This is a genomic window from Gordonia insulae (assembly GCF_003855095.1).
Lineage (GTDB): Bacteria > Actinomycetota > Actinomycetes > Mycobacteriales > Mycobacteriaceae > Gordonia > Gordonia insulae.
The window spans coordinates 4,592,869-4,616,665 of sequence record NZ_CP033972.1 but is presented as its reverse complement, the minus strand read 5'-3'; the positions used below and the strand labels follow the sequence as shown (position 1 = coordinate 4,616,665).

Here is a 23,797-nt window from a genome sequence, read left to right as displayed (position 1 = left end):
CATCTAACGCAATTAGGATAATTCGGACAGCGCCGACGGGTGGGCGATTCGGCCCAACACGTCGGGTCACCATGGGTCAGCCGATGTTCGACCGCCCGGTGGCGACGAGTTTCTTGATCTCCCTGCGGAACACCTGGTTGGCGATCTCGTTGCGGCCGAGCAACATGTCGCCGGCGTCCGCACTGCCCATGCCGCGCTGGGAGTCCCGCAGGAGGGGGAAGTCCTCGTTGTGCAGCACCGCGAGGAGGATCTCCCAGTTCTTGTTCCAGAGCCGCTCCCACCGCTCCTGTGCCATCCCGCTGTCCTCGACCGTCGGAACGATCAGCCGTTGCTCCATCCGGGACTTCGTCGGGTCGGTGGGATGTGGCCGGAAGGTCAACAGCTGGAAGTGATCCGGCTGCCGGAGGAGAGTGCTGTTGGGCAGTAGGAAGTGCGTTTCGGTGACGTACTTGTCGAGGTTCTCGTCACCGGGGTCCTCCTCGAGGAACCGATCGATCGACTTGCGCGGTGCGATGAACCGGCAGTGCCGACCGAAGTCCTCGAACGCCATCACGTTCGTGTGGATGATCTTGCCGGCGGTGTTGGGATGCGCGTACTGGATGTGATAACCGTCCAGGAAGGCGTCCTGCATGATCTTCCAGTTGGTGGGCTCGTCGAAGCCGCCGGCCCGGAAACACACCGACTTGTCGAGTTCGTACTCGGCGAGGATTCCGTCGATCTCCGGTCCGAGCCACGCGGCGACATCGATGTCCTCCTTGGCGTTGTCGACGACCCAGATGAAGCCGTGTCGCTCCTCGGTCGGGATCTCGATCAGCCCGTGGTCGCCGCGGTCGACGTCACCGAATGTGGAGTCGCGGGTGATGGTTCGCAGCGACCCGTCCGGGTCGTAGGACCAGCGGTGGTAGCCGCACGAGAAGATGCGGCAACGGCCCTTCTCGCTCTCCTCCAGCAGGGCACCCCGGTGGCGGCACAGGTTCACGAACGACTTGACCCCGCCGTCCTTCTGACGGACCACGATGATGTTGTTGCGCGGCATCGTCACGGTGATGAAGTCGTTGGCTTTCGCCAGCTCCGACGAGTGGGCGACGATCGACGGGACCCGACCGAAGACGTGATCGCGTTCGTCCTTGGCCAGTATCGGGTCGGTGAACTCGCCCGGCTCGAAGGGAATGATCTCGTCGAACTTGTCCGTCGTCTCGTGTCGCAGGAGTTCGAGCGCTCGACGGATCCGATCCTGACGCGGGAGCGAGGTGGTCATGGGTCCTCCGAAAGGCTGTCGTTGGCCGGGTCTGTGAGTACCGGACCCGATCAGGTCCAGCACTGCCATTAATCTACAGCTATAAGGTTTAAGAGGCAACGACGGCCGCCGATGACGATGAGAGGGAAGGCCGGCCGTCGTCACTTCCCCCTGGTCAGGACTCCGGAGTGAACCGGATGGGCATCTTCACGCAGCCCCGGACCTGACTCGCATGGAAGACGGGCGGGTCGGATTCGACGAGGTCGTAGTCGGGAATCCGCCGGTGGATCTCCTCCAGGGCGATGGTCAGCTCGATCCGCGCGAGGTGCGAGCCCAGGCATCGGTGCGCGCCGCCGCCGAAGGCGAGGTGGCGATTCGGGCGGCGGGTGACGTCGAGCTCGTCCGGCTCGTCGAACTCGCCGTCGTCACGATTGGCCGAACACAGCAGCAGGATCAGCTGTTCGCCTTCCTTGACTGACATGCCGCCCAACTCGACGTCACGCGTGGCGCGACGACCCGGGACCACCGCGGCCTCGATCCGGAGGATCTCCTCGACCGCGCTCGGGATCATCGCCGGGTCGTCGATGATCTGCTGCCGCTGTTCGGGGTTGTTGACCAGGTGCACGATCGCCCACGCCAACGAACCCTGCACGGTGTGCAGGCCGGCGATGAGGAGCAGGAAGAACATGCGGTTCAGCTCTTCGTCGGTCAGCAGACGCAGCCCGTCGGCGAGCTCGACCTCGGTGTGGATCAGTTGCGATGTCACGTCGTCGCCGGGGTTGGCCCGCCGTTCGTCGACCATCTTCTGGAAGTAGCCGAGCATCTGCATACCGGCGATGGCACGGGCCTCCAGCGACTCTTCCTCGGTACCACCGGGCTTGCCGAACAGCACCACATCGGTGGCGTCGGTGAACAGCGGCGCGTCCTCGATGGGCCAATCCATGAGGGCGAGGAAGATCCGGGCGGGCAGCTCGTGCGCGAACGCCGAGATGTACTCGGCCTCACCCTTGCTCGCGAACTCGTCGAGCAGGTCGTTGACCACCGTGCGGATGCTCTCGGACAGCTTCTTCATGCGCGCGGGCCCGAACAGCGGTTGCAGCGCCTTGCGGTACCCGGTGTGCTCCGGGGGATCGAGTTCGATCGGGATGAACTTCCCGAACGCCTCGTTCGTCACCAGGTTGTTGGGGTAACTGGAGAAGGTCTCGGCATCCCGGAGCACCTCATGGATCTCCTGGTAGCGGGTGACGATCCAGTGACCGCCGTACGCGGTCGAGTAGACCACCGGCCCTTTGGACGCGAGTTCGGCGGCCATCTCCTGGAAGCGGTCCACCGGTGCGGCGATGTTCTGGTCGTAGACGTCGAAGTCGACGGTGACGTCCTCACGGGAACGTTCGGCTGTTGTCATGACTGATCCTCCGGGGCTGTGGTGATGGGCTGGAGCGCCAGGGCACGCTCGGGGCAGAGGGACACGGCCTCATTGGCCGGTCCGACCTCGTCTGATCCGAGCGCATGATCGGGCACTATCGGGTCGCCCTGGTCGTCGCAGTCGATCAGGTCCGGTGCGGCGCCGTAACACAATCCGTGCCCGGCGCACGCGACCCGATCCACGGTCAGAATGCTCTCCTGCGTGGATGACATGGCGTTCAGGCGTTGGGATTCTTCTGGTCGAGATCCTCCGCGAACCACATACCGACGCGCGAGAGGGTTCCGCCATCCGTCGAGCCGATGGTGGCGCCGGTGATGTATGCGGAGTCGTCCGAGGCCAGGAAGAGCGCGACCTTGGCATTGTCGACCAGTGACGGCGGACGGTTGAGCTTGAGCGGGATCGGCGAGACGAACGGATCCCACGGGCCGGAGACCTCTTCGTAGGACTGGCCGACGACGGGCGAACCGGCGGGCATCAGGAAGTTCGGCGACATACCGTGAGTCGGCGCCAGCGCGTTGACGCGGATACCGTATGGGCCGAGGTCCAGGCTCAGGCCGCGAACGAAACCGTTGACGCCCGCCTTGGTCGCGCTGTAGAGCGCGATGTCGTGGTACGCGACGAGCGACGCCGCCGATGACGTCGCGAGGATCGTGCCGCCACCATTGGCCTTCAGTGCCGGCACAGCGGCCTGCGCGGTGTAGATCACGCCGCTGAGATTGATCCCCAACACGTGCTGCCAGTCGTCCTCGGTCAGGTCCTCGAAGAGGACCGACTCTCCACCCGCAACGGTGGGAACACCTCCGCGAGAGACGATTCCCGCGTTGGCCCAAGCGATGTCGAGCTTGCCGAAGTGCTTGACCGTCTCGTCCACAGCGGAGACGATCTGCGACTTCTGCGCCACGTCGGCCGTGATGGCGATGGCCTCGCCACCCTGCTGCTCGACGAGCTTCGCGGTCTGCTCTGCCCGGTCACCGTCGATGTCCACGACGGCGATCCGCGCGCCCTCGGACGAGAAGAGTTGGGACGATTGACGTCCCAGGCCCGAACCGGCACCGGTGATCAGGGCTACCTTGCCTTCAAGCTTCATGTGATCGGATTCCTTGCTCTCGAATTGCCCGGGCATCCGCCGATCTGGGCCGCCGACGACTGCACCTTGAGTGGGCTCCACTGAGATGCTCGACCGCCACACCTGACGAGAAATGTGATGTCGACCACCTTGCAGCCACCGTAAGACTTTTTACATGAGACGTCAAGCGATATTTGTCAGCACCTTGTCCACCCAGCAACCGGCTGGCACGCAACAGATCTCGAGCCCGGGAACCCGACCTCGTGGACACAGACCACGTGCAGGCGGAGTCGATGACGCGTCCACAGACGACCACCGGGACGCGGACATGGACCGCCGCGGCGCGAAAAACTACTCTTGCTAGGTACGGCAACACGAGGGCACGGGAAGGTGGACCGATGGCGCGACCATCCAAGCCGCTGATCAGTCGCGATGCGGCGGTCGAGGCATCGATCGAGATCATCGACTCCGAAGGCCTCGAGGCTTTCAGTCTGCCGAGGCTGGCCAAGCACATGGGAGTACGAGCGCCCTCGCTGTATCACCACTTCTCGGACAAGAACGAGATCCTCACCGAGGTGGCCCGCTTCATCGCCGGGACGTCCGTGGCCCGCCCCCGTCGGCGGCCAGGTCCCGACTGGCCCGAGTATTTCGTCGCGTTGGCACTCAACTTCCGCCAGTCGATCCTGCGCCACCGCAATGCCGCTCCGATCCTGCTGCAACACCTTCCGCGCGAGCTCTTCGTCGGCACCTACGAGGACACCGCTCAGTTCCTCCTCGACTCCGGGGTCCCCGCACACCTGCACGTGCGCATCCTCGACGGCATGGAAACACTGTCGATCGGGACCGTGCTCATGGAGGCGATGCGTCCGCCGAGCACGAAGTCGACGATCTTCCCGAACGTCGACAAGACCTCGCAACCCCTACTCACCGAGGCCCTCGCCACCAACCCGCTGACGCAGAAGCAACTGTTCGAGGAGATGGTGCGCAGCTTCCTGCACGGGATCATCCGGGATCACGAATTGGACAGCGAGGCCGTGGCCGGCTGAGCGCCTCGGCCACGGCCTCGCCGGGTCACTGGGCCGGCTGCGGTGCCGGGAAGTGGACCGTCTTGGTCTCGAAGAACTCCTCGAGTCCTTCCGGCCCACCTTCACGTCCGACGCCGGATTGCTTGTACCCGCCGAACGGCAGCGTGAAGTCGATCGTGGACGTGTTCACGTTGACCGTTCCGGTCCGAATACGTTGCGCGAGTGCGAAACCACGCTCGGGATCGGCAGTGAACACCGCGCCCGAGAGTCCGTAGATCGAGTCGTTGGCGATCGCCACCGCTTCGTCCTCGTCCTCGTAGGTGATGATCGAGATGACCGGACCGAACACCTCTTCCTGCGCGATCGTCATGTCATTGCGCACGTTGTCGACGATGGTCGGCTCGACGAAGAAGCCCTGATCGACGCCACGCCCACCACCGTGCACGATCTCCGCGCCCTCGGCTCGGGCGGTCTCGATGTAGCTCTCGACGCGATCCCGCTGGCGTGCCGAGGTCAGCGGGCCGAGGAAGTTCGTCTGCTCCCATGGGTTGCCCATGGGAATCATGCCCAGCGCCGCCTTGTAGGCGGCCACCACCTCGTCGTGGCGGTTGCGCGACACCAGGACTCGCGTGAGCGCGATGCACGCCTGCCCCGACTGCATGCAACCGCCCATCGGGAGGGCCTGCATCACGGCGTTCAGGTCGGCATCGTCGAGGATGATCGCCGCGGACTTGCCGCCGAGTTCGAGCGAGACCTTCGCGACACGCTCGCTGGCCAGGTTCATGATCCGGCGTCCGGTGGAGGTGCTCCCGGTGAAGGTGATGTGATCGACCTTCGGGTTGGTGACGAGCGACTCGGAGACCTCGCGGTCGGCGACCAGAACGCTCAGAACACCTTCCGGGATGGCCCCTTCGGTGACGAGTTCACCGACGACGTCGGCGAAGATCGACGGGGACAGCGGAGCTTCCGGCGACGTCTTCAACACGACCGAGCATCCCGCCGCGAGCGCCGGGATCACCTTGAACGCGATCGTTCCGATCGGGCCGTTCCACGGGATGATGACACCCACGACACCGCTGGGCTCCTTGAGGATTCGGGATACTCCACCGTCGGCGCGGGTCCGCTCCTCACTTATCGTCGCGGTTCGCGCCTCCTGGGCCACCGCACGGAAGAGGCCGGTCGTCATCTGCTGTGTCATCGCACTGACCGGAAGCGGGACACCGACCTCGACGACACCGAGCGTGGTCAGTTCCTCCACGCGGGCATCGAGGCGGTCGGCGATGGTGTCGATGATGTCGGCGCGCTCGGCGATCGGCTTGTTCGCCCACACACCGGCGTCGAACGACGCGCGGGCCGCGTCCACCGCACGCGTCATGTCATCGGCGGTGGCGGCCCGGACACGTGCGGCAGTCTTCTCTGACCAGGAATCCACGACCTCGATCCAGTCCGAGCCGGTGGAGTCGACCCACCGCCCCCCGATGAAGACCTGATCCCTGTCGCCGATCGCGGCGATCGGGTCCGCGGCCTGTTCCGTCGTCGTCATTGCAGTCGCACTCCTCGAGCTCGTGGTGAGAGGGCCGTACACGGCCCTGTGAACGGGGTCACAAACCGTAGAGTAGTAACCGAAAGGCTTTAGGTCAACAGATGACAGAATCTGTCCTTTGTTTCACGGTCGCTCGCGATCCGGCGAGGGTGCGTCAACCCATGAGGCGACGCATCATCGCCTGCATCGGCCGGCCGTAGGGCGGATACATCGCGGCCAGATCGGGCCGCGACCCCTTACGCAGGACCGCCTTCCGATGGCTGAAGGTGTCGAAGCCGTTCTTGCCGTGATAGTTGCCCATCCCCGAGCCGCCGACACCGCCGAACGGGAGTTCGGGTACCAGCAGGTGATAGAGAAGGTGGTTCACGGTGACCGATCCGGAGGAGGTCCGCGCCACCACCGCCTGCTCCACGTCACGCGACTCGGTGAACAGATACAACGCCAACGGCTTGGGACGTGCGTTCACGAAGTCGATCGCGTCGTCGAGGTCTCGGACGGAGACGAGCGGGAGAACCGGACCGAAGATCTCCTCGCACATCAGCTCCGAGTCGAGGCGCGGGTCAGTGATCAGCGCCGGCGTGACCGTCCGCTTGCCCGTGTCGACCACGCCGCCGACCTGCTCACCACCGTGACCGGCGAGCACCCGTTGAAGACGCTCAACGTGCCGATCGTTCACGATCCTGGTCGTGTCATGGGAGCCGTGATGCGGCAGTTCCGCAAGGAGTCGTTCGACCAGTGCCGGTCGCACCGATTCCTCCACCACGACGTAGTCGGGCGCGGTGCAGGTCTGGCCCGCGTTGACCGACTTGGCCCAGGCGATCCGCCGCGCCGCGACGTCGAGGTCGGCATCCGCGGCCACGATCACCGGACTCTTGCCGCCCAGTTCCAGTGTCACCGGCGTCAGATTGCGCGCACAGGCCTCCATCACCGCGCGACCGACGTTCGTCGACCCGGTGAAGAACGTGTGATCGAAGGGTTGGCCGGCGAGCGATGCGCTGACCGTCGCATCGCCGATCACGACGCGCACCGCTTCGGCGTCGACGAACCGTGGGAGCTGCTCGGCCAACAGCTGCGCAGTGTTCTCCGCGAACTCCGACGGCTTCAGCACCGCCGCGTTCCCTGCTGCGAGGCAACTCACCAACGGATGGAGGGTGAGCAGGATCGGAAAGTTCCAGGCGCCGAGAATCAGCGCGACGCCCTTCGGCTCGGCCACCACCCACGCCTTGCCCGGTAATGTCGCTGCACTCATGCGGACCCTCTCCGGCTTCATCCATCTGCCCAGCTTCGCCAGCGTGTGCTTGATCTCGTGCCGCACAGGCGCCAGATCGGCCATGAACGTGGCCATCGCACCGCGCCCGAGATCGGCGTCGATCGCGGCCACGATCTCCTTCTCGCATTCGTCGATGAAGCGCAGGAGCCCCTCGAGTTGCGCGACGCGCCAGGACAGCGCCCTGGTACGTCCGCTCTTGAAGGCCGAACGCGCGACGGCGAGATCATCCGTCGAGTCGAGGGATCGTGCAGCGGGTGAGATGTCGATGACGCTCATGTGTGAACTCCGTGACCTTCTGTGCCGCAACCACACCGAGGCGGCACGACCGTTGACGGGATGGCGCGAGCATACATAGTGTTCAGACGTGATGTCAATCACTCTTGCGCTGTTGTCGTGTGCGTCAGACAGCTTGTATGGATATGCCGTCTGATCTATGGTCGACGGGATGGTGGACTGGACGGTGAAGGATCAGACGGACGTTCTCGAGAGCGCAGGACACGAGGGGGTCCTGCGCCTCACCCTGTCACGGCCCCAGTCGCTCAACGCTTTTGATGATCGGCTCCAGTCGGATCTGCTCGTTGCGATCCGTCGGGCAGGGTCGGATCCCGACGTCCGAAGCGTCATCATGACCGGACGCGGTCGAGCATTCTCCTCCGGTGCGGACATCGCCATGGAGGGGATCACCGACGCGACGCGACTCGCCCCGCGAACCGAGAGCGAACTCCGACAGTTCTACAACCCGATCATTCGCGCCCTGCGGGAGATGCCGAAACCCGTTGTCGCAGCGGTGAACGGACCCGCCGTCGGCGTCGGCTGTTCGGTTGTGCTGGCCTGCGATCACGTGATCGCCGCACGGGCGGCCTCGTTCTCGCTCGCGTTCTCCCGGGTGGGACTGACACTCGACGCCGGCGCGTCGTTGCTGGTGGGTGCCCGCATCGGTCTCACTCGTGCCACACGGATGGCATTGCTTGCGGAGACGGTGGATGCCGAGACGGCTCTGTCCTGGGGCATGGTCGACGCCGTCGTCGACGACGATCTGTTCACCGATCAGGTCGAGCGCATCGCGACGCAATTGTCGAATGGCCCGACGGCGGCCTACGCGGCGACGAAGGCCAGTCTCAACGCGGCTCTCCTGCCCCACCTGGATGCAGCATTCGAGGCCGAGATCGTCGGGCAGACAGCGCTTGTCGACGGTCCGGACTTCCGGCGCGCCGTCAAGCGGTTTCAGCAGCCGGGCTCGAAGTCGTCGTCCGTGTGACGACCAGCCACGTGCGATCAGCCGGGTGCGATCAGCGGGTTCCGTAGATCGAGGCGTACAGGAACTGACCGACCATGGCCGTCACTGCGTCGAGATCGTCGAGATGCGCTTCGCCCGCAAGAGATCCGGCGATTGTGCGCTCGACCGTCCACAGCACGGTGGCCGTGAACTCACCGGCCGGCGGGCCGGGCGGGGCGATACCCCGCTCGCGGTCTGCCGCGATGATGGATTCCAGCGTGCTCTCCATCGCCGTCATCGCCGCCAGATACTCGACCCGCAATTCGGGCAGTCGGGGCCATTCGTGCACGGCGTTCTTGATGATCGCGCCGGCGTGGCCGTCGAGGTTCAACCAATTGCCGACCTGTGCGAGGAGAGCGGACGGGTCCTTGCGGTCGACGTCGGCCACCCCCGACAGTCCCGCGACGATGTCCGCTGCCGCTTCTCGGAACAGGACGATGAAGGCGTCTTCCTTGCTCCGGAAGTAGAAGTAGAACGACGCACGAGATATCCCCGCCTTCTTCAGGATCGAGGCCACGGACAGTTCCGCCAGGGTGCTCGACAAGAGCAGTTCGCGCATGGCCTGCAGGATGCCCTGCGCGGTCTCCGTGTCCGCCGCCGGATCCGGGACCGGAATCACTCGGCCGCTGCGTCGTTCAGCCGTGACGGGGACCCGCTTCTTCGCCGTGCGGCGTACCGTCCGCCCCCCATAGATGGCCGCCTCGTTGATCGCACTCAACGAGGACGTGACACTCGCGATCGCGGGGAGCCGATCATCGAGTCCGCGTGAACTGACGTAGAACGCGCGCTCGGCTCCGCCGACCAACATCGCGCCGAGCATCTCGGCCGGCGGCCCGTCGGGTGCCCGGCCTTCGGCTCGTTCGAACGTGACCTGCTCGGCGACTGCCGACACGAATCGTTCGAACATGCGCTGCCACGCCGCGGCCACGGACGGTTGGCTGTGCATGTGTTCGATCACCGCGCAGATGACCGCGCCGTGTTCGGACCACATCTCGAGCGTCTGCTCCAGACTCGATCCCATCCGCCGGGCGCGGTCTCGACCCGGATCGGTGTACCACGGCGCATCGGTCCCGTAGGACTCGTCGAACACCCGACCGAGCAGTGCCACGAGCACGTCGTACTTGTTGGCGAAATAGTGGTAGAAGTTCGCGCGGGAGAGCCCCGCCGTCTCGAGGATCTGTGCGACAGTGAGGTCCTGGAGGGACGTGTCGGCGAGGAGCCTCTCGGTCGCGTCGAACACCGCCAGCTCCGCGGTCGAACTCCCGTCGTGGTCACGGGGTCGTCGGCGAACGAAAGAGCCCTGGGTCATGCGACGATCATACTTGATGTCCGGACATGGCGTCTGCGCCATTCACCTCGGGATTCGCCGTCGGAAGTCCGGTAAGCGCTCCGGTCAGCGCATCATCGAACTCGTCTGCTCGCTCGAGCATCGGGTAGTGACCGCAATCGAGTTCGATGAGCACGCTCCCGAGCCGGGCCTGAAGCCATCGCGCACCTCGCAGCGACAACGCCGGGTCGGCAGTCCCGACGATCTGCGTCACGGGCACCTCGAGCCCATCCAGGAGATCGGTTTGTTCCGTGCACATCAGCGTTCGCATCGCGGCACCGCCGGCCCAGCTCGGCGTCTGCAGCGACACCCGATGCAGCCAGTCCAGAACGTGCGGATCAGGTGTGTCCTTGAACGGGTCACCGACAGCGCTTCGGCGCAACGACACCCGATGGGCGTGCTCACCCGCAAGGATCGACGACAGGGGCGCCTCGGCCGGTACCCCGAACGGGAAAGAGTCGAAGCGGGACGCGGCGACACCGTTCGACGCGACCAGGACCAGAGCACGCACCAGGTCAGGACGTCGACGGGCCAACCGTAAGCCGACCATCCCACCGAGCGACCAGCCGACGATCGCAGCCGGCCCGAGGCCGCGCTGTTCGATGACGGTTTCCGCATCGGCGGTGAGCGTGCCGATGTCGTATCCATCGAGTGGGGCGTCGGAGAGTCCGTGCCCCCGCATGTCCATCGCGACAACGCGGTGACCTCCTTCGGCCAGTACCCGTATCTGCCGGTCCCACACCTCCCCACTGAGACTCCAGCCGTGGATCAGCAGCACGCCCGGGCCGTCACCGACCTCGCGGATGTGGATTCGGACGCCGTCGGCGGTCACGACATCGCGTGCGCTCATCGATTTCTCCTCAACTCTGGACGAACGTGGTCATGTCTGACAGCTCCTGCCGGTTCGTGCGATATCCGTTGACCGGCTGATCGAGATCGGCATAGCCGAACGAGATACCGAGCAGCACATGACGTTCTGCTGGGATTCTCAGGTGCTCCCGGATGGTCGGGCCTGTGTCGCCAGCGCCTCCAGGGGAATGGTGGCGACGCCACGGCTGCGCGCAGCCAGGAGAAGGCTCTCGACGAACAGACCGCAGTCCACCGCCCCGTACGGTCCGAAGTTCCGCAGTGCCTGACGCGCTGACGCCGCACGGCTGCGTGTTGCACCACGACGGCGTTCGGCGAGCCAGATCGAGGATCACCTCGATCTCGGAACGCGGCACCGGCGAGGGCAGGAATGCCCGGCAACTCCATCGCGTGGCGAGCAGGTCGCGCGGGACATCGGTGGACTGATCGTCGATTCGACCGCGCACTGATTGCATGGATCTCCCTCGTGATCAGCGGAATGTCCGCGCCCGACGTGAGGGCGGACCTGGACGCGTAGCCAGACATTAAGTGTAGACACAGTGTTCAGTTCGGTCTACCCTCGCTGTAACGGCAATCACAACCGGCCGTGCCCACCGCAATCGGCGAGGGAGAGAGCGATGACAGCAGCACAGACGGGCGGGCGAACTTTTCGCGGCGACCTCGACATCCCGGAAGGTCTACCCCGGGGAATCGATCTGGGTCGAATCGTCAACAAGGACAAGGCGATCGCGATGTACGGTCGTGGTTTCGTCGAGAAGATGACAGACCACGCGATGCTCGCGGACGACTACGCGTACCAGGCGATGCTCGATTTCAAGGACAAGAGCAACAGGACGAGCTGGCGAACATTCGACCGTGCCCTGGAGAGCGGGATCGACTCGATCGACGATCCGACACCGGGTATGGTCTCGCTCTTCGAGCAACTCGACCACGTGCCCGACTGGGTCGATTTCGATCAGCTCTACCGTGGCGCGGTGGCCTTCTGGCGTGCCGGCCCCATCGTGCCCCCGGTCTTGGCATGGGCGACGATCGCCGGCGGCTTCTCGATGTACAGCGCGACCCGACCCGTGTTGTTCAGCGGCCGGCTCAAGAGTGCCGACCACGTCGGTACCCGACTCGTCGAGAGCTTCCGCTACGTCGTTGCGGCCTACACCCCGGGCGGGATGGATCGATTCGAGGAAGGGTTCCGGCTCACTGCCAAGGTCCGCATGATCCATGCCGCGGTGCGGCACAGTCTGAGTCGCTCGGATTCGTGGGATTGGGCCGACTGGGGCATCCCGATCAACAATCTCGACAGCATGGAGACACAGGCGGGTCAGTTCGGCGTGAAGTTCGTCGACGCGGTGCAGAGTTCGGGAATCCGTTACAGTGACCGGGAACTCGAGGACATCTTCGCTCTCAGCCGGTACGTCGGATATGTGATCGGTGTCCCGGAGGAGATCCTGCACACCGGCTACGAGGATGCACGGCTGAAGTCGGACTTCCACACCATGATCGAGCAGCCGCCGGACGACTTCTGTCGCGACGTGGTCCACTCGGTGATCAAGTTCAGCGTCGAACACCCGCCGGGCGACGTCGAGGTCCTCCCCGGCCCGGTGGCGAAGTTCATGACCACCGAACGGCGCCTGAAGCTCGTCTACGGGCTGCTCGACACCTGGATCGACGACGACGTGATGAAGGCTCTGGGCGCCGAACGCACCGGCTGGAGACACATCTTGCCGACAGTGCGACCTCTGGTCACCGCGGCCGACCGGCTCGGTCGACTGCTCCCGCACGACGACGAGAAGACAGCATTCGGGATGTTGCGTCAATTCAATGACGCCATCAAGCTTCCCGACCACGCCGACAAGGCCACCGCGGTCGCGAATCCTGATGAGGTTCATGCCGACATCGCCGCCAACAAGGGGGCGATGCCCGTGGTGTCGCATTCATGACGGACGCCGAGCGGCCGCCCCTCGAGGGCGTTCGGGTGATCGAGCTGGCAGGGATCGGGCCCGGCCCGTTCGCCGCGATGATGTTGGCCGACATGGGCGCTGAAGTGATCACAGTCGACCGCCCGGGTGGAAACCCCTGGGCGGTCGGCGGTCACGGCATCCTGTTCCGCAGCCGCAAACACATCGCCGTCGACCTCAAGACGGACGCGGGAGTCGGCATCGTTCGTCGACTGTGCGCCGGGGCCGACGGTCTCATCGAGACGTTTCGGCCCGGTGTCGCCGAACGGCTCGGCATCGGTCCGGATGAGTGCGTGACCGTCAACCCGAACCTCGTGTACGGACGCATGACCGGGTGGGGACAGACCGGCCCCCTGGCCTCGATGCCGGGGCACGACATCAACTATATCGCCCTCACCGGCGCACTCCACGCCATCGGTCGCAAGGACGAACCACCGGTGCCACCATTGAATCTTGTGGGCGACTTCGGCGGTGGTGGAACGTTTCTCGCATTCGGCATGGTGGCCGGGATACTCAGAGCCCGAGCGGGTGGTGGCGGTCGCGTCGTCGACGCCGCGATGATCGACGGAGCTTCCGCGCTGATGGCGATGTTTCACTCCTACCGCGCCGAGGGCGGACTCGTCGAGGAGCGGGGATCCAATCTCCTCGACACCGGCGCATTCTTCTACGACGTCTACCAGACGAGGGATGGTCACTGGGTCAGCATCGGAGCCATCGAGAATCAGTTCTGGACGGAGATGTGCGATGTGCTCGGACTGCCCGCGGACATGCGTCACGATCACCTGGACCCGGACCGGTGGGATGAGTACCGGACGGTCCTCGCAGACCGCGTCGCCTCGTTCGATCGCGCGGAACTGGATCGCGCATTCGAAGGACGAAACACCTGTTATGCACCCGTCCTGACGATGTCCGAAGCCGTGTCGCACCCACACCACGTGTCGCGCGGGACATTCACGTCCGTGAGCGGAGTCGTACAGCCGGCGCCCGCGCCACGTTTCGACGGCCGGCCGCCGACCATGCCGCGGCCACGCCGTGCCCCGGGTGCGGACACCATCGAGATCTTGCGATCAGCCGGATTCTCGACGGACGAGATCGACGATCTCTGCGCATCCGGATGCGTTGTGAGCGAATGAGACCTGGTGGTTGCCCGGTCGACCTCCCCTCCCGGGCAACCACCGTTCAGGTCATCACAGACCCAGAGACCGACCGACGATCTCGCGCATGATCTCGTTGGTACCGCCGTAGATTCGCTGGACCCGAGCGTCTCGCCAGCGTCGCGCGATGTCGTACTCCTCCATGTAGCCGTAGCCGCCGTGCAGCTGGAGGCAGGTGTCGAGTGCCGAGAACTCCAACTCGGTCGTCCAGAACTTCGCTCCTGCGGCCTCTGCGGCCGTCAGCTCGCCGGCATTCTGCGCCTCGATGCACCGGTCCACGTACACACGCGCGATCGACACCTGCGTCGCCAGCTCCGCGAGGGTGAAGCGGTTCGCCTGGAAGCTTCCGACAGGCTGCCCGAACGCTTTGCGCTCCAACCCATACGACACCGACGTCTCGAGCGCGAACTCGGCGTTGGCCACGGCCACAACCGCCATGGACAGTCGTTCCTGGGCAAGGTTGCCCATCATCAGGGACAGCCCTTTTTCCGGCTCACCGAGCACATCGGAGTCGGGCACGATGACATCTTCGAAAAAGAGCTCGGCCGTGTCTTGAGCTTTTCGGCCGATCTTCTCCAGTTTGCGTCCCTTGACGAAGCCATCGTGACCGGCTGTGACGACGAACAGACCCAGCCCGCCGCCGAAATCTTCGGGTACCCGCGCGGCAACGATGACCAGATCTGCCTGAATGCCGCGGGTGATGAAGGTCTTCGACCCGTTGAGCTTCCAGCCGTCTGCGACCTTAACCGCCGCAGTCTTGATTGCACGGAGATCTGAACCCGCTCCCGGTTCGGACATGGCAATCGCGATTGCGATGTCACCGGACACAATGCCGGGCAGCCATCTCCCCTGCTGCTCCTCGGTGGCGATGTCGAGGAAGTACGGGAGCACGATGTCATTGGTCAGTGAGAATCCGTCTCCGACCGTTCCGGTTCGTACCACTTCCTCGTTCAGCACCGCGTTGAAGCGGAAGTCCCGGAGTCCGGCCCCGCCGTACTCTTCCGGCGCGGCGAAGCCGACCATGCCCTGCTCTGCAGCCGCCGTCCAGAAGTCGCGATCGACCTCTCCGCGCTCTTCCCATCGCTTCGTTTGGGGGACGGCCTCTTTCAGCAGGAACGCATGCACCGACTCGCGAAATTGCTCGTGCTCTGGTTCGAATATCGTCCGCTTCACGAGGCTGCCCCCCGACCGACACCGTCGAACAGGGACTTGCCGATGATCTCCTTCATGATCTCGCTGGTCCCCCCATAGATCCGCTGCACACGGGCATCGACATACGCACGTGCGATCGGATACTCCGCCATGTATCCGTATCCGCCGAACATCTGGAGACATTTGTCCACCACTCGGCCCTGTACCTCGGTCGCCGCGAGCTTCGCCATGGCGGCACGGTCGGCACCGAGTTCCCCGGCCACGTGGGCACGTAAGCAGTCGTCGACAAAGCTTCTGACCACCTCGGTCTGGACGTGAGCGTCGGCAAGCGTGAATCGGGTGTTCTGGTTCGCGGAGAGCTGTCGTCCGAATGCTTTTCGCGACGAGACGTAGTCGACGGCCAGATCAACAGCTGTGGCCGCGGCAGCAGCGCTCGCCACGGCGATCGTCATCCGTTCCTGCGGCAGATTGGACACCAGATAGCGGAAGCCCTCGTTCACCTCACCGAGAACGTTGGACACCGGAACCTCGACGTCGTCGAAGAACAACTCGGCTGTGTCCTGTGCGTGCATTCCGATCTTCTCCAGATTGCGTCCCCGAGAGAAGCCGGCCATGTCGCGCTCGACGACGAACAGAGTCAGCCCGCCATGTCGATTCGCGCCGTTGTCGGTTCGGGCGGCGACGATCACCACATCGGCGTTCATCCCGTTGGAGATGAAGGTCTTCGCACCGTTGAGCACGAAGTGATCACCCCTGCGGACGGCCGTACTGGTGATGCCCGCCAGATCGGAGCCGGTACCCGGTTCCGTCATCGCGATCGCGGCGACGAGCTCGCCGCTGCAGAGTCCGGGAAGCCAGCGTCGTCGCTGCTCGTCCTCTGCGTAGCGGATGAAGTACGGAACGCAGATGTCGTTGTGCAGGTTGATCCCGAATGACATCACCCCCGCACGGGCGACCTCTTCAGCCATGACGGCGTTGAAACGGAAGTCATCGACACCTCCCCCGCCGAACTCGTCATCGACCGCCATACCGAGGAAGCCGTGGGCACCGGCGTCGACGAATACCTCGCGAGGCACCAGGCCGTCGGCTTCCCATTTGTCGTATTCGGGAATCACCCGACGGTGAAGAAGGGTGCGGAAGCTGTCGCGGAACGCCTCGTGCTCGTCATCGAAGACGGTGCGCCGAGAACTCGGAGAATCATTCATGCCAGTAACATACATCCTATCCATACACTATGTATCAGTCAGTGCCGCAAGGCCTTCAGCTTCCGCTTGAGCGCGGCATGGTCGGGCCGATACCAACGGGTGAGCGGAATTTCGTCGACGATGACGACGTCGGTTCGATCGCGGCGACGACCGGGTCGCGCGGCGAACCAATGTCATGGGGTCTCCACTCTCCGCGGCTTCCGCCGCTCGACTCTGCAGCAACGCGATGTGATTGACACCACGTCTGAACAGATTGTATGGTCAGATGTATGGCGGAGTCCAGACCTCACAGCGAATCCCTGTCCGGCGGTCGACCGGCGGGCGCTTTTGAACCGAGCGCCGACTTCGGCGACGACGAGCTCCACGCGGCCCTCGCGAACGCGAATCTGCCGACCCTCCTCGGTTCGCTGGCCCTGTTGACCGGCGACGATCGATGGATCGAACAGCCCTACCTGCCAACAGCTCCGAAAGATCTCGGCGATCACGACATGGGCGGGTTCGACGAGGAAACGGCACAGCAGATCCGCGTCGAAGCCGCCGATGCGCTGCTCGCATGGCGCGACGGCAAACTGTCGACGCGCGAATCCTCGACGAATCCAGAACGTCTTGCGCGCGTTCTGTCGGTGATGCTGGCTGAGCCCATCCCCGACGGCTACGGTCAGTTGCTCGGCGAGGAGATGGGTGTCTACCCACGCCACTCGGAGCCCATACGAACACCCCGGGAGGGCTTCCGGGTCATCATCGTCGGTGCGGGCATCTCTGGCCTCGCGATGGCCGTCCGACTCGGTCAGGCCGGCATCGACTACCTACTCATCGACAAGAACGATACGGTCGGCGGCACCTGGCACGAGAACGTCTATCCGGGATGTGGAGTCGACACCCCGAGCTATCTCTACGCACTCTCCTTCGACCCGAAGCCGGACTGGTCCAGTTACTTTGCGCCGCAGCAGGAGCTGGCGGACTACTGGCGTGCACTCGCTGAGCGTCACGGGGTCCTCGATCACAGTCGTTTCGGCACGCTGGTACACACGGCAGAGTTCGACGAGGAGTCAGAACGATGGTCGGTGACGATCGGTCCGGCCGCCGGGGACGGCGAACCCGAGGTTCTCGACGCCAACGTCGTCATCAGCGCGGTCGGACTCCTCAATCAACCGAGTGTCCCCAGTCTGCCCGGACTCGAAGACTTCACCGGACCTGCTCTGCACACCGCCACATGGGATCCGACCATCCAACTCGCCGGCAAACGCGTCGCGGTGATCGGAACAGGCGCCAGTGCAATGCAGTTCGTGCCTGCAAGCGCAGAGATCGCCGACAAGGTCACCGTCTTTCAGAGGACACCGCAATGGGCGATGCCGCATCCATTGAAGGGCGCCGACGTCCCTGAATCTCTCCACTTTCTCAATCGACACGTTCCCTATTACCTCGCGTGGTACCGAGTCCGTCTGTTCTGGCGCATGGGCGACAAGGTGTGGAAGTTGCTCCAGGTCGACCCCGACTATCCGCATCTCGGTAGAGCGGTCAACAAGGCCAACGATCGGCTCCGAGCACTTCTCACCACGTATATCGAACACGAATTGGCTGGATACCCCGATCTTCTCGCCAAGAGCCTGCCGGACTACCCACCGTATGGAAAGCGCCTGCTGATCGATGCCGGCTGGTTCCGGGCCCTCACACGTGACAATGTGGAACTGGTGACCGAAGGCATCGAATCGATCACCGCGACCGGCATCCGTACGGCCGATGGATCCGAGTTCGACGCCGATGTCCTCGTTCTGGCCACCGGGTTCAAGGCTGTCGACGTCCTGGCGTCGTTGTCTGTTCGCGGTCGCGACGGAAAGGCGCTCCGGGACGTCTGGGGAGAGGGAGACGGGCGGGCACATCTGGGAATCTCGATCCCCGGCTTCCCGAACTTCTTCTGTCTGTATGGCCCCAACACGAATACCGGACACGGCGGAACGGTCATCGCCGGTACCGAGATGCAGATACAGCACGTCACCGCCCTCATCAGTGCGATGGTCGACGACGAGCTGTCCACGGTGGAAGTCCGTCAAGATGTTCATGACGACTACAACGCCGAACTCGACGAGGCGCTGGCCCATACCGTCTGGGACTTCGGCGGAACGACGACCTACTACCGGAACGCCGGTGGAAGAATCGTCACCAACAGCCCGTGGCGATACGTCGATTACTGGCGACGCGTTCACCGACCGCACCTCGACGACTTCCTACTCGACGGCTCGCCGTCCCTCGGGGTCGTCGACGCTGACGCCGAATCCATACCCGCGCAATAGAACACTGATTTCGATCGGTTCACAATCAACGACACGAGGCCAGCATGACCCAGACAGCAGATACCGCGGAATCCGCCATCACGACCACCGCGCCCGGGATCGCCGAGACCACGCTTGTCGGAGCATTTCAGGCGACCGCAGCGGCCCGCGGCGCGAGCCCCGCACTGCTCGCGTTCGGGGAGAACCGAACGCTCACCTGGCGTGACTATGCCTGTGCGGTCGAAGAAGTCGCAGCCGGACTGGCCGACCTCGGTGTCACGAGGGGTGACACCGTCGCGATCATGCTGCCGAACAGCCCGGAGTTCCACATCGTCGACATGGCAGTATTACACCTGGGTGCCACGCCGTTCTCCATCTACCTGACTTCCGCGCCCGCTCAGATCAGCTACCTGTTCGGCAACGCCGGGAATGCGGTGGTCGTGACTGCAGACGCATTTCTCGATGTCCTCGGACGCACGGCGGCACCGCAACTGAAGCATGTGGTCGTAGTCGACGATGACGCCGAGAGCCGCAGTATCGGTGCCGCGCAGTCCTTGTCATTGGTCGAGTTGCGCCGACGTCGTCCCGCGGAGTTCGACTTCGAGGCCACCTGGCGTGCCGTCGAACCCACCGCTCTCGCAACCTTGATCTACACCTCCGGCACCACAGGCGCCCCCAAGGGCGTCGAACTCACCCACGCGAACCTGATGTTCGTGATGCACACGTGCAACATCCGGTTTCCGTTCGTGGCCGACGGGGCCGCGATCTCGTATCTGCCGACCGCCCACGCGGCGGATCGGGTGTTCTCGCATTACCTTGCCACGGTGACCGGTTGGCCGATCACCACCGTCAAGGATGCGAGCACCGTCTTCGCTGCGGTCGCAGACGCTCATCCGACGTGGTTCCTGGGTGTCCCACGGATATGGGAGAAGCTGCGCTCCGCCTTGCTGGCTCGGTTCTCCGCACTGCCCGAAGAACAGCGGACTCCCACCCTCGCAGCGATTGATGCCGCAGAGACCATGGTCCGTCTCGAACAGCGAGGTGAGAGCGTACCGCCCGATCTCGCCACCGGAGCATCACTGGCCGACGAACAAATCTTCGCCGCACTCCGAACGCAACTCGGATTCGACCGCGTCGAACTCCTGATGACAGGAGCGGCGCCGATCGCGCCGGCCGTGCACGAGTTCTTCCTGGCAATCGGCCTGCCGTTGCAAGAAGGCTTCGGCATGTCCGAGACCGGAGCCCTCGGTTTCACCAACATCCCCACCGATATCAGGGTGGGCAAAGTCGGACTGGCACAGCCGGGCACCGAGGCCAAGCTGGCCGCCGACGGCGAACTCCTCTTGCGCGGGCCCCATGTCATGCGCGGCTATCGACGCGACCCGGCGAAGACCGCCGAGGCGATCGACGACCACGGCTGGCTCCATACCGGAGACATCGCGACGATCGACGACGACGGCTGGGTCACGATCGTCGATCGGAAGAAGGAACTCATCATCAACGCGGCCGGCAAGAACATGTCGCCGGTCAACATCGAGAGCAAGCTGAAGAGTGCATCACCGCTGATCGGTCAAGCATGCGTGATCGGTGACCAGCGGCCCTACAACGTGGCCCTGGTGGTGCTCGACCCGGATGCCCTCCGAACCTTCGCCGCCTCGCATGGGCTAGAGGGTGCCGCACCGTCGGATCTGGTCGCCGATCCAGCCCTCGTCGCGGAGATCGAAGACGCTGTCGAGAAGGCGAATGCCCAGTTGTCGCGGGTCGAGCAGATCAAGCGGTATCGTCTCCTGTCGGCCGAGTGGCTGCCCGACTCCGACGAGTTGACGCCGACGATGAAGTTGAAACGCCGAGGCGTGGCGGCAAAGTACGCGACGATCATCGACGACATCTATGCGCGGCCGGCGCAGTGAACCGGGTGGTGGGGACATGGTCATCCGCATCAGTGCGCGCACCGTCACAGTGACTGAGAGAAGAGATCTTCGGCGGATCGATGTCGTCACCTCGCTCTCCCCGGACGACACCGGGGCACGCCTGCGGGCGCGCAGCATCGGCTTCGTCGACGGAGATGCGGTCTATCTCGACACCCTCTGGTTGCGCGCGCTGGGTTCCGACCCGCACTGGAATACCGAGCTCGACGAGGTGCTGTCGTTCGCCGAGTGCCACGGGCGGTTCGACTGTCTATATCTGAAGAGCCGATTATCCGCGGGAGCGAGTGCGCAGGCCCAACACCTGCGATAGCCTGCGTTCCAGACGGCCGACCGGAGGACACATGAGTGACGACATCACCCGCCTGATGGAGGCCAACCTCCTCGAGGTGTTCGGAGAACGTGACCACGATCGTCGACGGGACGCGATTGCCCGCACCTACACCCCCGATGTCGTCTTCACCGACGCCGAGGGCACGGTGACCGGACACGAGCAGATCTCCGCCAAGGTCGACGCGCTCCTCGATGGGCCACTCAACGGCCTCGACTTTGTCAAAGCCGGTCCGATACATCAGGTTCCGGGGATGGGCCACCTGGCGTGGAGCGTCGTCGCGCCCGGCTCCGACACCGTGATCGCGTCGGGCTTCGACGTGGCGCTGATCGAAGACGGGAAGATCGCGAGACTCTTCACAGTGCTCACCTGAACGCGGGCGAGCTAACCCACGACCGGATCCAACCGCGTGACCAGACCTCGATCCCCGTCCACCCGTACGCGGTCGCCGGTCTGGAGGACCCGGGTCGCCACCAGGGTGTTGACCACGCAGGGCAAGCCGTACTCGCGCGCCACGACAGCCCCGTGGGACACCGAGCTGCCGATGTCGGTGACGAGTGCCGCGATGACCGTGAAGTACGGCGTCCAGCCGACGTCTGTGACCGGCGCGACCAGGATCTCCCCACGCCGCACATCACGCGCATCGACAATCGATTTCGCCACTCGTACCACGCCTTCCACCACGCCCCTACTGGCCGGGCGTCCGACGATCTGATCGCCGGTGGCCCCGAGCTGCGGCAGCGTCACGCGGGGCGTCGGCCGCCCCACCGAAACGTCGTCGAACTCGAGGGCCGCCTGGAATGCCAACCCTTCTCGCCGCGCCAGCGCATGGTGCACGAGATCGGCAACATCCTCGGCACCGACGACTCGACCCAGTTCCGCACGGTCGAAGAAGAACACCAGATCGGCATCGGGCAGACGACCTTCGTCGGCGAGAATCTGGCCGAGGTGGCGGTAGCCCCGCTTGAGCCGGTGCGCCATCAGCGCCATCTTCGATTTCGTCTCTTCGCGTCCACGCGCGCCACGCTGTGCCAATCCGGCCAGCCGGCGGATGGTCGCGGACCCGGGCAGTGTGACCTCGGTCTGCACCGGTGCGCGGCCGGGCCGATCGAGCGCGGAGCGCACCATGACCTGCATCATGGCACCCAGACCTGCGGGGTCCTCGGCCCACGATGGATCCCGCATGCACAGCTCGCGGTAGCCGCGATGACCATGACGAGACAAGAACCGCTGCAACGCGATACCGCTCACGCTGTCGGTCACCCGTAACTCGGCGACCGCGTCCTCCGCAGTCGCCGAGAGAAACGCCTCGGTGGCCGCGGAGTCGGCTGAGATGGAGCGCACCACTGCGTCGAGTTCTTCGAGCATGAGCGCGCTCTCGACGTCGCTGGCGCCGGCCATGAGCCGAGTCGCCTCGGCACGACCGTCGTCTTCACCGCGCCCGTCCTTGATCGCCTGACGGGTCAGCACGCTCTCGAGAACGTTGGCCGCCACCGCGGCGCGGGACGACGACCGCACGTGAGTCAACGTCACGTCGCAGTAAAGCTCGACGCCGGATTCCAACTGCTGCAGCACTACTCGCGGATCGTCACCGGTCGGTATCCGGAACCCGGCGATCTGTTCGTCCAGACGCCGGACCTTCGGACCCACCGACAGCGCGTGCGTGGTGAGCCTTACCGTGTTGACCAGTTTCCGGTGGAATGGTTGCGGCGGTTTGGGTGTCAGCTCGTCGATCACCCGCCCGCAGATAGACATGGAGAACTGCTCCAGGGAGTTGCCCAGGATCCCTGAGCTCAGTCCGGTGCCCTCGGTGAGGTTCAGGAACATGTGGCCGTAGAAGTAGCCGACCTGCAACCACGGTGTCTCGTAGCCGGTCTGGGCGCGGGCCACCACCTGTGTCATCTGCATCGCGTAGTCGATGGCGTAGCCGGACACCGACGCGGTCAGTGGACAGAATGCCCCCGGCATCATCTCGCCGATGTTGCAACGCGTATACACATGGTCGGCGCCGGCGACCGGCGAATCCATCTCGTTGAGATCGCCGGGCAGCGTCGTGATCGGGCGGGCCTGCAGCCACCACAGCTTGCCGGCTCGGTCGATCGCCCATTCGAGATCCATGGGCCTGCCCCAATGGCGGGCAGCCCGCTGGGCGCCGGATCGGATGTCCGCGAGGTCCTCTGGCGACAGAACCGGTGGCGAGGTGACCTCGTTCACCACCAGGGCGCCGCTCGCATCCAGGATGAGGTGATCGGGTGAGGCGGTCCCGTCCACCAGGGCCTCACCGAGTCCGGCGACGGCGTCGATCACCATGAGGTCGCGCCGGCCGGTGGTGGGATCGGCGGTGAACACCACTCCGGCGGCCCGAGCATCGACCATCTGCTGAACCACCACATGCATGACGGCTGCGGGTTCGTCGCGGTAGGACGCGGCCCGTCGGGAGTGCACCGAGGCAGCGCATGTGCGCACGGCGGCGGCAAAGTCGTCGGCGGAGCCCACGTCGAGGACCGTGTCGTATTGCCCGGCAAAGGACTGGTCGCCGCCGTCTTCCCCGACTGCCGAGGACCGCACCGCCACCGGAGTGGCACCGGCAGCAATCATCTCGGCGAACCGGGTGGCGGCGTCGTCGATCGCACCGGGTGCTGATACGTCGGCGATCACGAATCCCCCGGGCACCGGCAGGCCGAGACGGCGCAGTCGGGCGAGTCCGGCCGCCTTGCCGCCGTACCGGTCGTCGGTGACGTCGTCGAGTTCGATGGTGCTGGGCGTCATGG

General features: G+C 64.7%; 19 protein-coding genes and 1 pseudogene. 8 read left to right on the top strand and 12 right to left on the bottom strand.

Annotated features, from left to right (window positions below; genetic code table 11):
* Positions 1 to 76 precede the first annotated feature (76 nt).
* The 4 genes from D7316_RS21060 to D7316_RS21045 form a co-directional block, all read right to left on the bottom strand.
* Positions 77 to 1,258, bottom strand: a complete 1,182-nt coding sequence (locus D7316_RS21060; RefSeq protein ID WP_124709990.1) for an aromatic ring-hydroxylating oxygenase subunit alpha — start codon at positions 1,256 to 1,258, stop codon at positions 77 to 79.
* 154 nt (positions 1,259 to 1,412) lie between these two features.
* On the bottom strand, positions 1,413 to 2,642 hold the full coding sequence (locus tag D7316_RS21055) for a cytochrome P450 (RefSeq protein WP_124709989.1): 1,230 nt from the start codon (positions 2,640 to 2,642) through the stop codon (positions 1,413 to 1,415).
* The gene (locus D7316_RS21050; RefSeq protein WP_124709988.1) at positions 2,639 to 2,875 is read right to left on the bottom strand and encodes a ferredoxin; all 237 of its coding nucleotides are present in this window, start codon (positions 2,873 to 2,875) and stop codon (positions 2,639 to 2,641) included. The genes D7316_RS21055 and D7316_RS21050 overlap by 4 nt, the downstream gene beginning before the upstream one ends.
* A 5-nt stretch (positions 2,876 to 2,880) precedes the next feature.
* A complete protein-coding gene (locus D7316_RS21045; RefSeq protein WP_124709987.1) occupies positions 2,881 to 3,750 on the bottom strand; it encodes an SDR family NAD(P)-dependent oxidoreductase in 870 nt (289 codons plus the stop codon).
* A gap of 377 nt (positions 3,751 to 4,127) precedes the next feature.
* Between D7316_RS21045 and D7316_RS21040 the strand changes: the two genes are divergently transcribed.
* Positions 4,128 to 4,775 (top strand): TetR family transcriptional regulator, encoded by a 648-nt coding sequence (locus D7316_RS21040; RefSeq protein ID WP_124709986.1) that lies wholly within the window; start codon positions 4,128 to 4,130, stop codon positions 4,773 to 4,775.
* A gap of 25 nt (positions 4,776 to 4,800) precedes the next feature.
* Here D7316_RS21040 and D7316_RS21035 read toward each other — a convergent pair whose 3' ends face one another.
* On the bottom strand, positions 4,801 to 6,297 hold the full coding sequence (locus D7316_RS21035; RefSeq protein ID WP_124709985.1) for an aldehyde dehydrogenase: 1,497 nt from the start codon (positions 6,295 to 6,297) through the stop codon (positions 4,801 to 4,803).
* Positions 6,298 to 6,451: 154 nt separating this feature from the next.
* Entirely contained in the window at positions 6,452 to 7,843 is a 1,392-nt protein-coding gene (locus tag D7316_RS21030) for an aldehyde dehydrogenase family protein (protein WP_124709984.1), read from the bottom strand.
* A 169-nt stretch (positions 7,844 to 8,012) separates the two neighbouring features.
* Between D7316_RS21030 and D7316_RS21025 the strand changes: the two genes are divergently transcribed.
* Positions 8,013 to 8,825, top strand: a complete 813-nt coding sequence (locus D7316_RS21025) for an enoyl-CoA hydratase/isomerase family protein (RefSeq protein ID WP_124709983.1) — start codon at positions 8,013 to 8,015, stop codon at positions 8,823 to 8,825.
* 31 nt (positions 8,826 to 8,856) lie between these two features.
* Here D7316_RS21025 and D7316_RS21020 read toward each other — a convergent pair whose 3' ends face one another.
* The 3 genes and pseudogenes from D7316_RS21020 to D7316_RS27740 form a co-directional block, all read right to left on the bottom strand.
* On the bottom strand, positions 8,857 to 10,152 hold the full coding sequence (locus tag D7316_RS21020; protein ID WP_124709982.1) for a TetR/AcrR family transcriptional regulator: 1,296 nt from the start codon (positions 10,150 to 10,152) through the stop codon (positions 8,857 to 8,859).
* Between the two features lie 7 nt (positions 10,153 to 10,159).
* The gene (locus D7316_RS21015) at positions 10,160 to 11,020 is read right to left on the bottom strand and encodes an alpha/beta fold hydrolase (RefSeq protein WP_124709981.1); all 861 of its coding nucleotides are present in this window, start codon (positions 11,018 to 11,020) and stop codon (positions 10,160 to 10,162) included.
* A 286-nt stretch (positions 11,021 to 11,306) separates the two neighbouring features.
* Positions 11,307 to 11,492, bottom strand: a pseudogene (locus tag D7316_RS27740) (nitroreductase family protein); the annotation flags it as partial.
* Positions 11,493 to 11,654: 162 nt separating this feature from the next.
* Here D7316_RS27740 and D7316_RS21005 point away from each other — a divergent pair.
* Together D7316_RS21005 and D7316_RS21000 are read left to right on the top strand one after the other, a co-directional pair.
* On the top strand, positions 11,655 to 12,971 hold the full coding sequence (locus D7316_RS21005) for an oxygenase MpaB family protein (protein ID WP_124709980.1): 1,317 nt from the start codon (positions 11,655 to 11,657) through the stop codon (positions 12,969 to 12,971).
* Positions 12,968 to 14,122 (top strand): CaiB/BaiF CoA transferase family protein, encoded by a 1,155-nt coding sequence (locus D7316_RS21000; RefSeq protein WP_124709979.1) that lies wholly within the window; start codon positions 12,968 to 12,970, stop codon positions 14,120 to 14,122. Before D7316_RS21005 ends, D7316_RS21000 begins: the two co-directional genes overlap by 4 nt.
* Positions 14,123 to 14,176: 54 nt before the next feature.
* Here the strand turns inward: D7316_RS21000 and D7316_RS20995 are convergent, their stop codons facing one another.
* Together D7316_RS20995 and D7316_RS20990 are read right to left on the bottom strand one after the other, a co-directional pair.
* Positions 14,177 to 15,316 (bottom strand): acyl-CoA dehydrogenase family protein, encoded by a 1,140-nt coding sequence (locus tag D7316_RS20995; protein WP_124709978.1) that lies wholly within the window; start codon positions 15,314 to 15,316, stop codon positions 14,177 to 14,179.
* Positions 15,313 to 16,515, bottom strand: coding sequence for an acyl-CoA dehydrogenase family protein (locus tag D7316_RS20990; RefSeq protein ID WP_124709977.1), 1,203 nt, complete (start codon positions 16,513 to 16,515; stop codon positions 15,313 to 15,315). Before D7316_RS20990 ends, D7316_RS20995 begins: the two co-directional genes overlap by 4 nt.
* A 254-nt stretch (positions 16,516 to 16,769) precedes the next feature.
* On the opposite strand from D7316_RS20990, the gene D7316_RS20985 reads away from it, so the two are divergent.
* The 4 genes from D7316_RS20985 to D7316_RS20970 are packed head-to-tail and all read left to right on the top strand — an operon-like array spanning position 16,770 to position 21,399.
* Positions 16,770 to 18,791, top strand: a complete 2,022-nt coding sequence (locus tag D7316_RS20985; RefSeq protein WP_232017004.1) for a flavin-containing monooxygenase — start codon at positions 16,770 to 16,772, stop codon at positions 18,789 to 18,791.
* A gap of 44 nt (positions 18,792 to 18,835) precedes the next feature.
* Positions 18,836 to 20,680 (top strand): AMP-dependent synthetase/ligase, encoded by a 1,845-nt coding sequence (locus tag D7316_RS20980; protein ID WP_124709975.1) that lies wholly within the window; start codon positions 18,836 to 18,838, stop codon positions 20,678 to 20,680.
* A gap of 49 nt (positions 20,681 to 20,729) precedes the next feature.
* Complete coding sequence (locus tag D7316_RS20975) at positions 20,730 to 21,008, top strand: hypothetical protein (protein ID WP_232017003.1); 279 nt, start codon at positions 20,730 to 20,732, stop codon at positions 21,006 to 21,008.
* Between the two features lie 31 nt (positions 21,009 to 21,039).
* A complete protein-coding gene (locus D7316_RS20970) occupies positions 21,040 to 21,399 on the top strand; it encodes a nuclear transport factor 2 family protein (protein WP_124709973.1) in 360 nt (119 codons plus the stop codon).
* A gap of 11 nt (positions 21,400 to 21,410) precedes the next feature.
* On the opposite strand, the gene D7316_RS20965 is transcribed toward D7316_RS20970, so the two are convergent.
* Positions 21,411 to 23,795 (bottom strand): PEP/pyruvate-binding domain-containing protein, encoded by a 2,385-nt coding sequence (locus D7316_RS20965; protein ID WP_124709972.1) that lies wholly within the window; start codon positions 23,793 to 23,795, stop codon positions 21,411 to 21,413.
* Positions 23,796 to 23,797 lie beyond the last annotated feature (2 nt).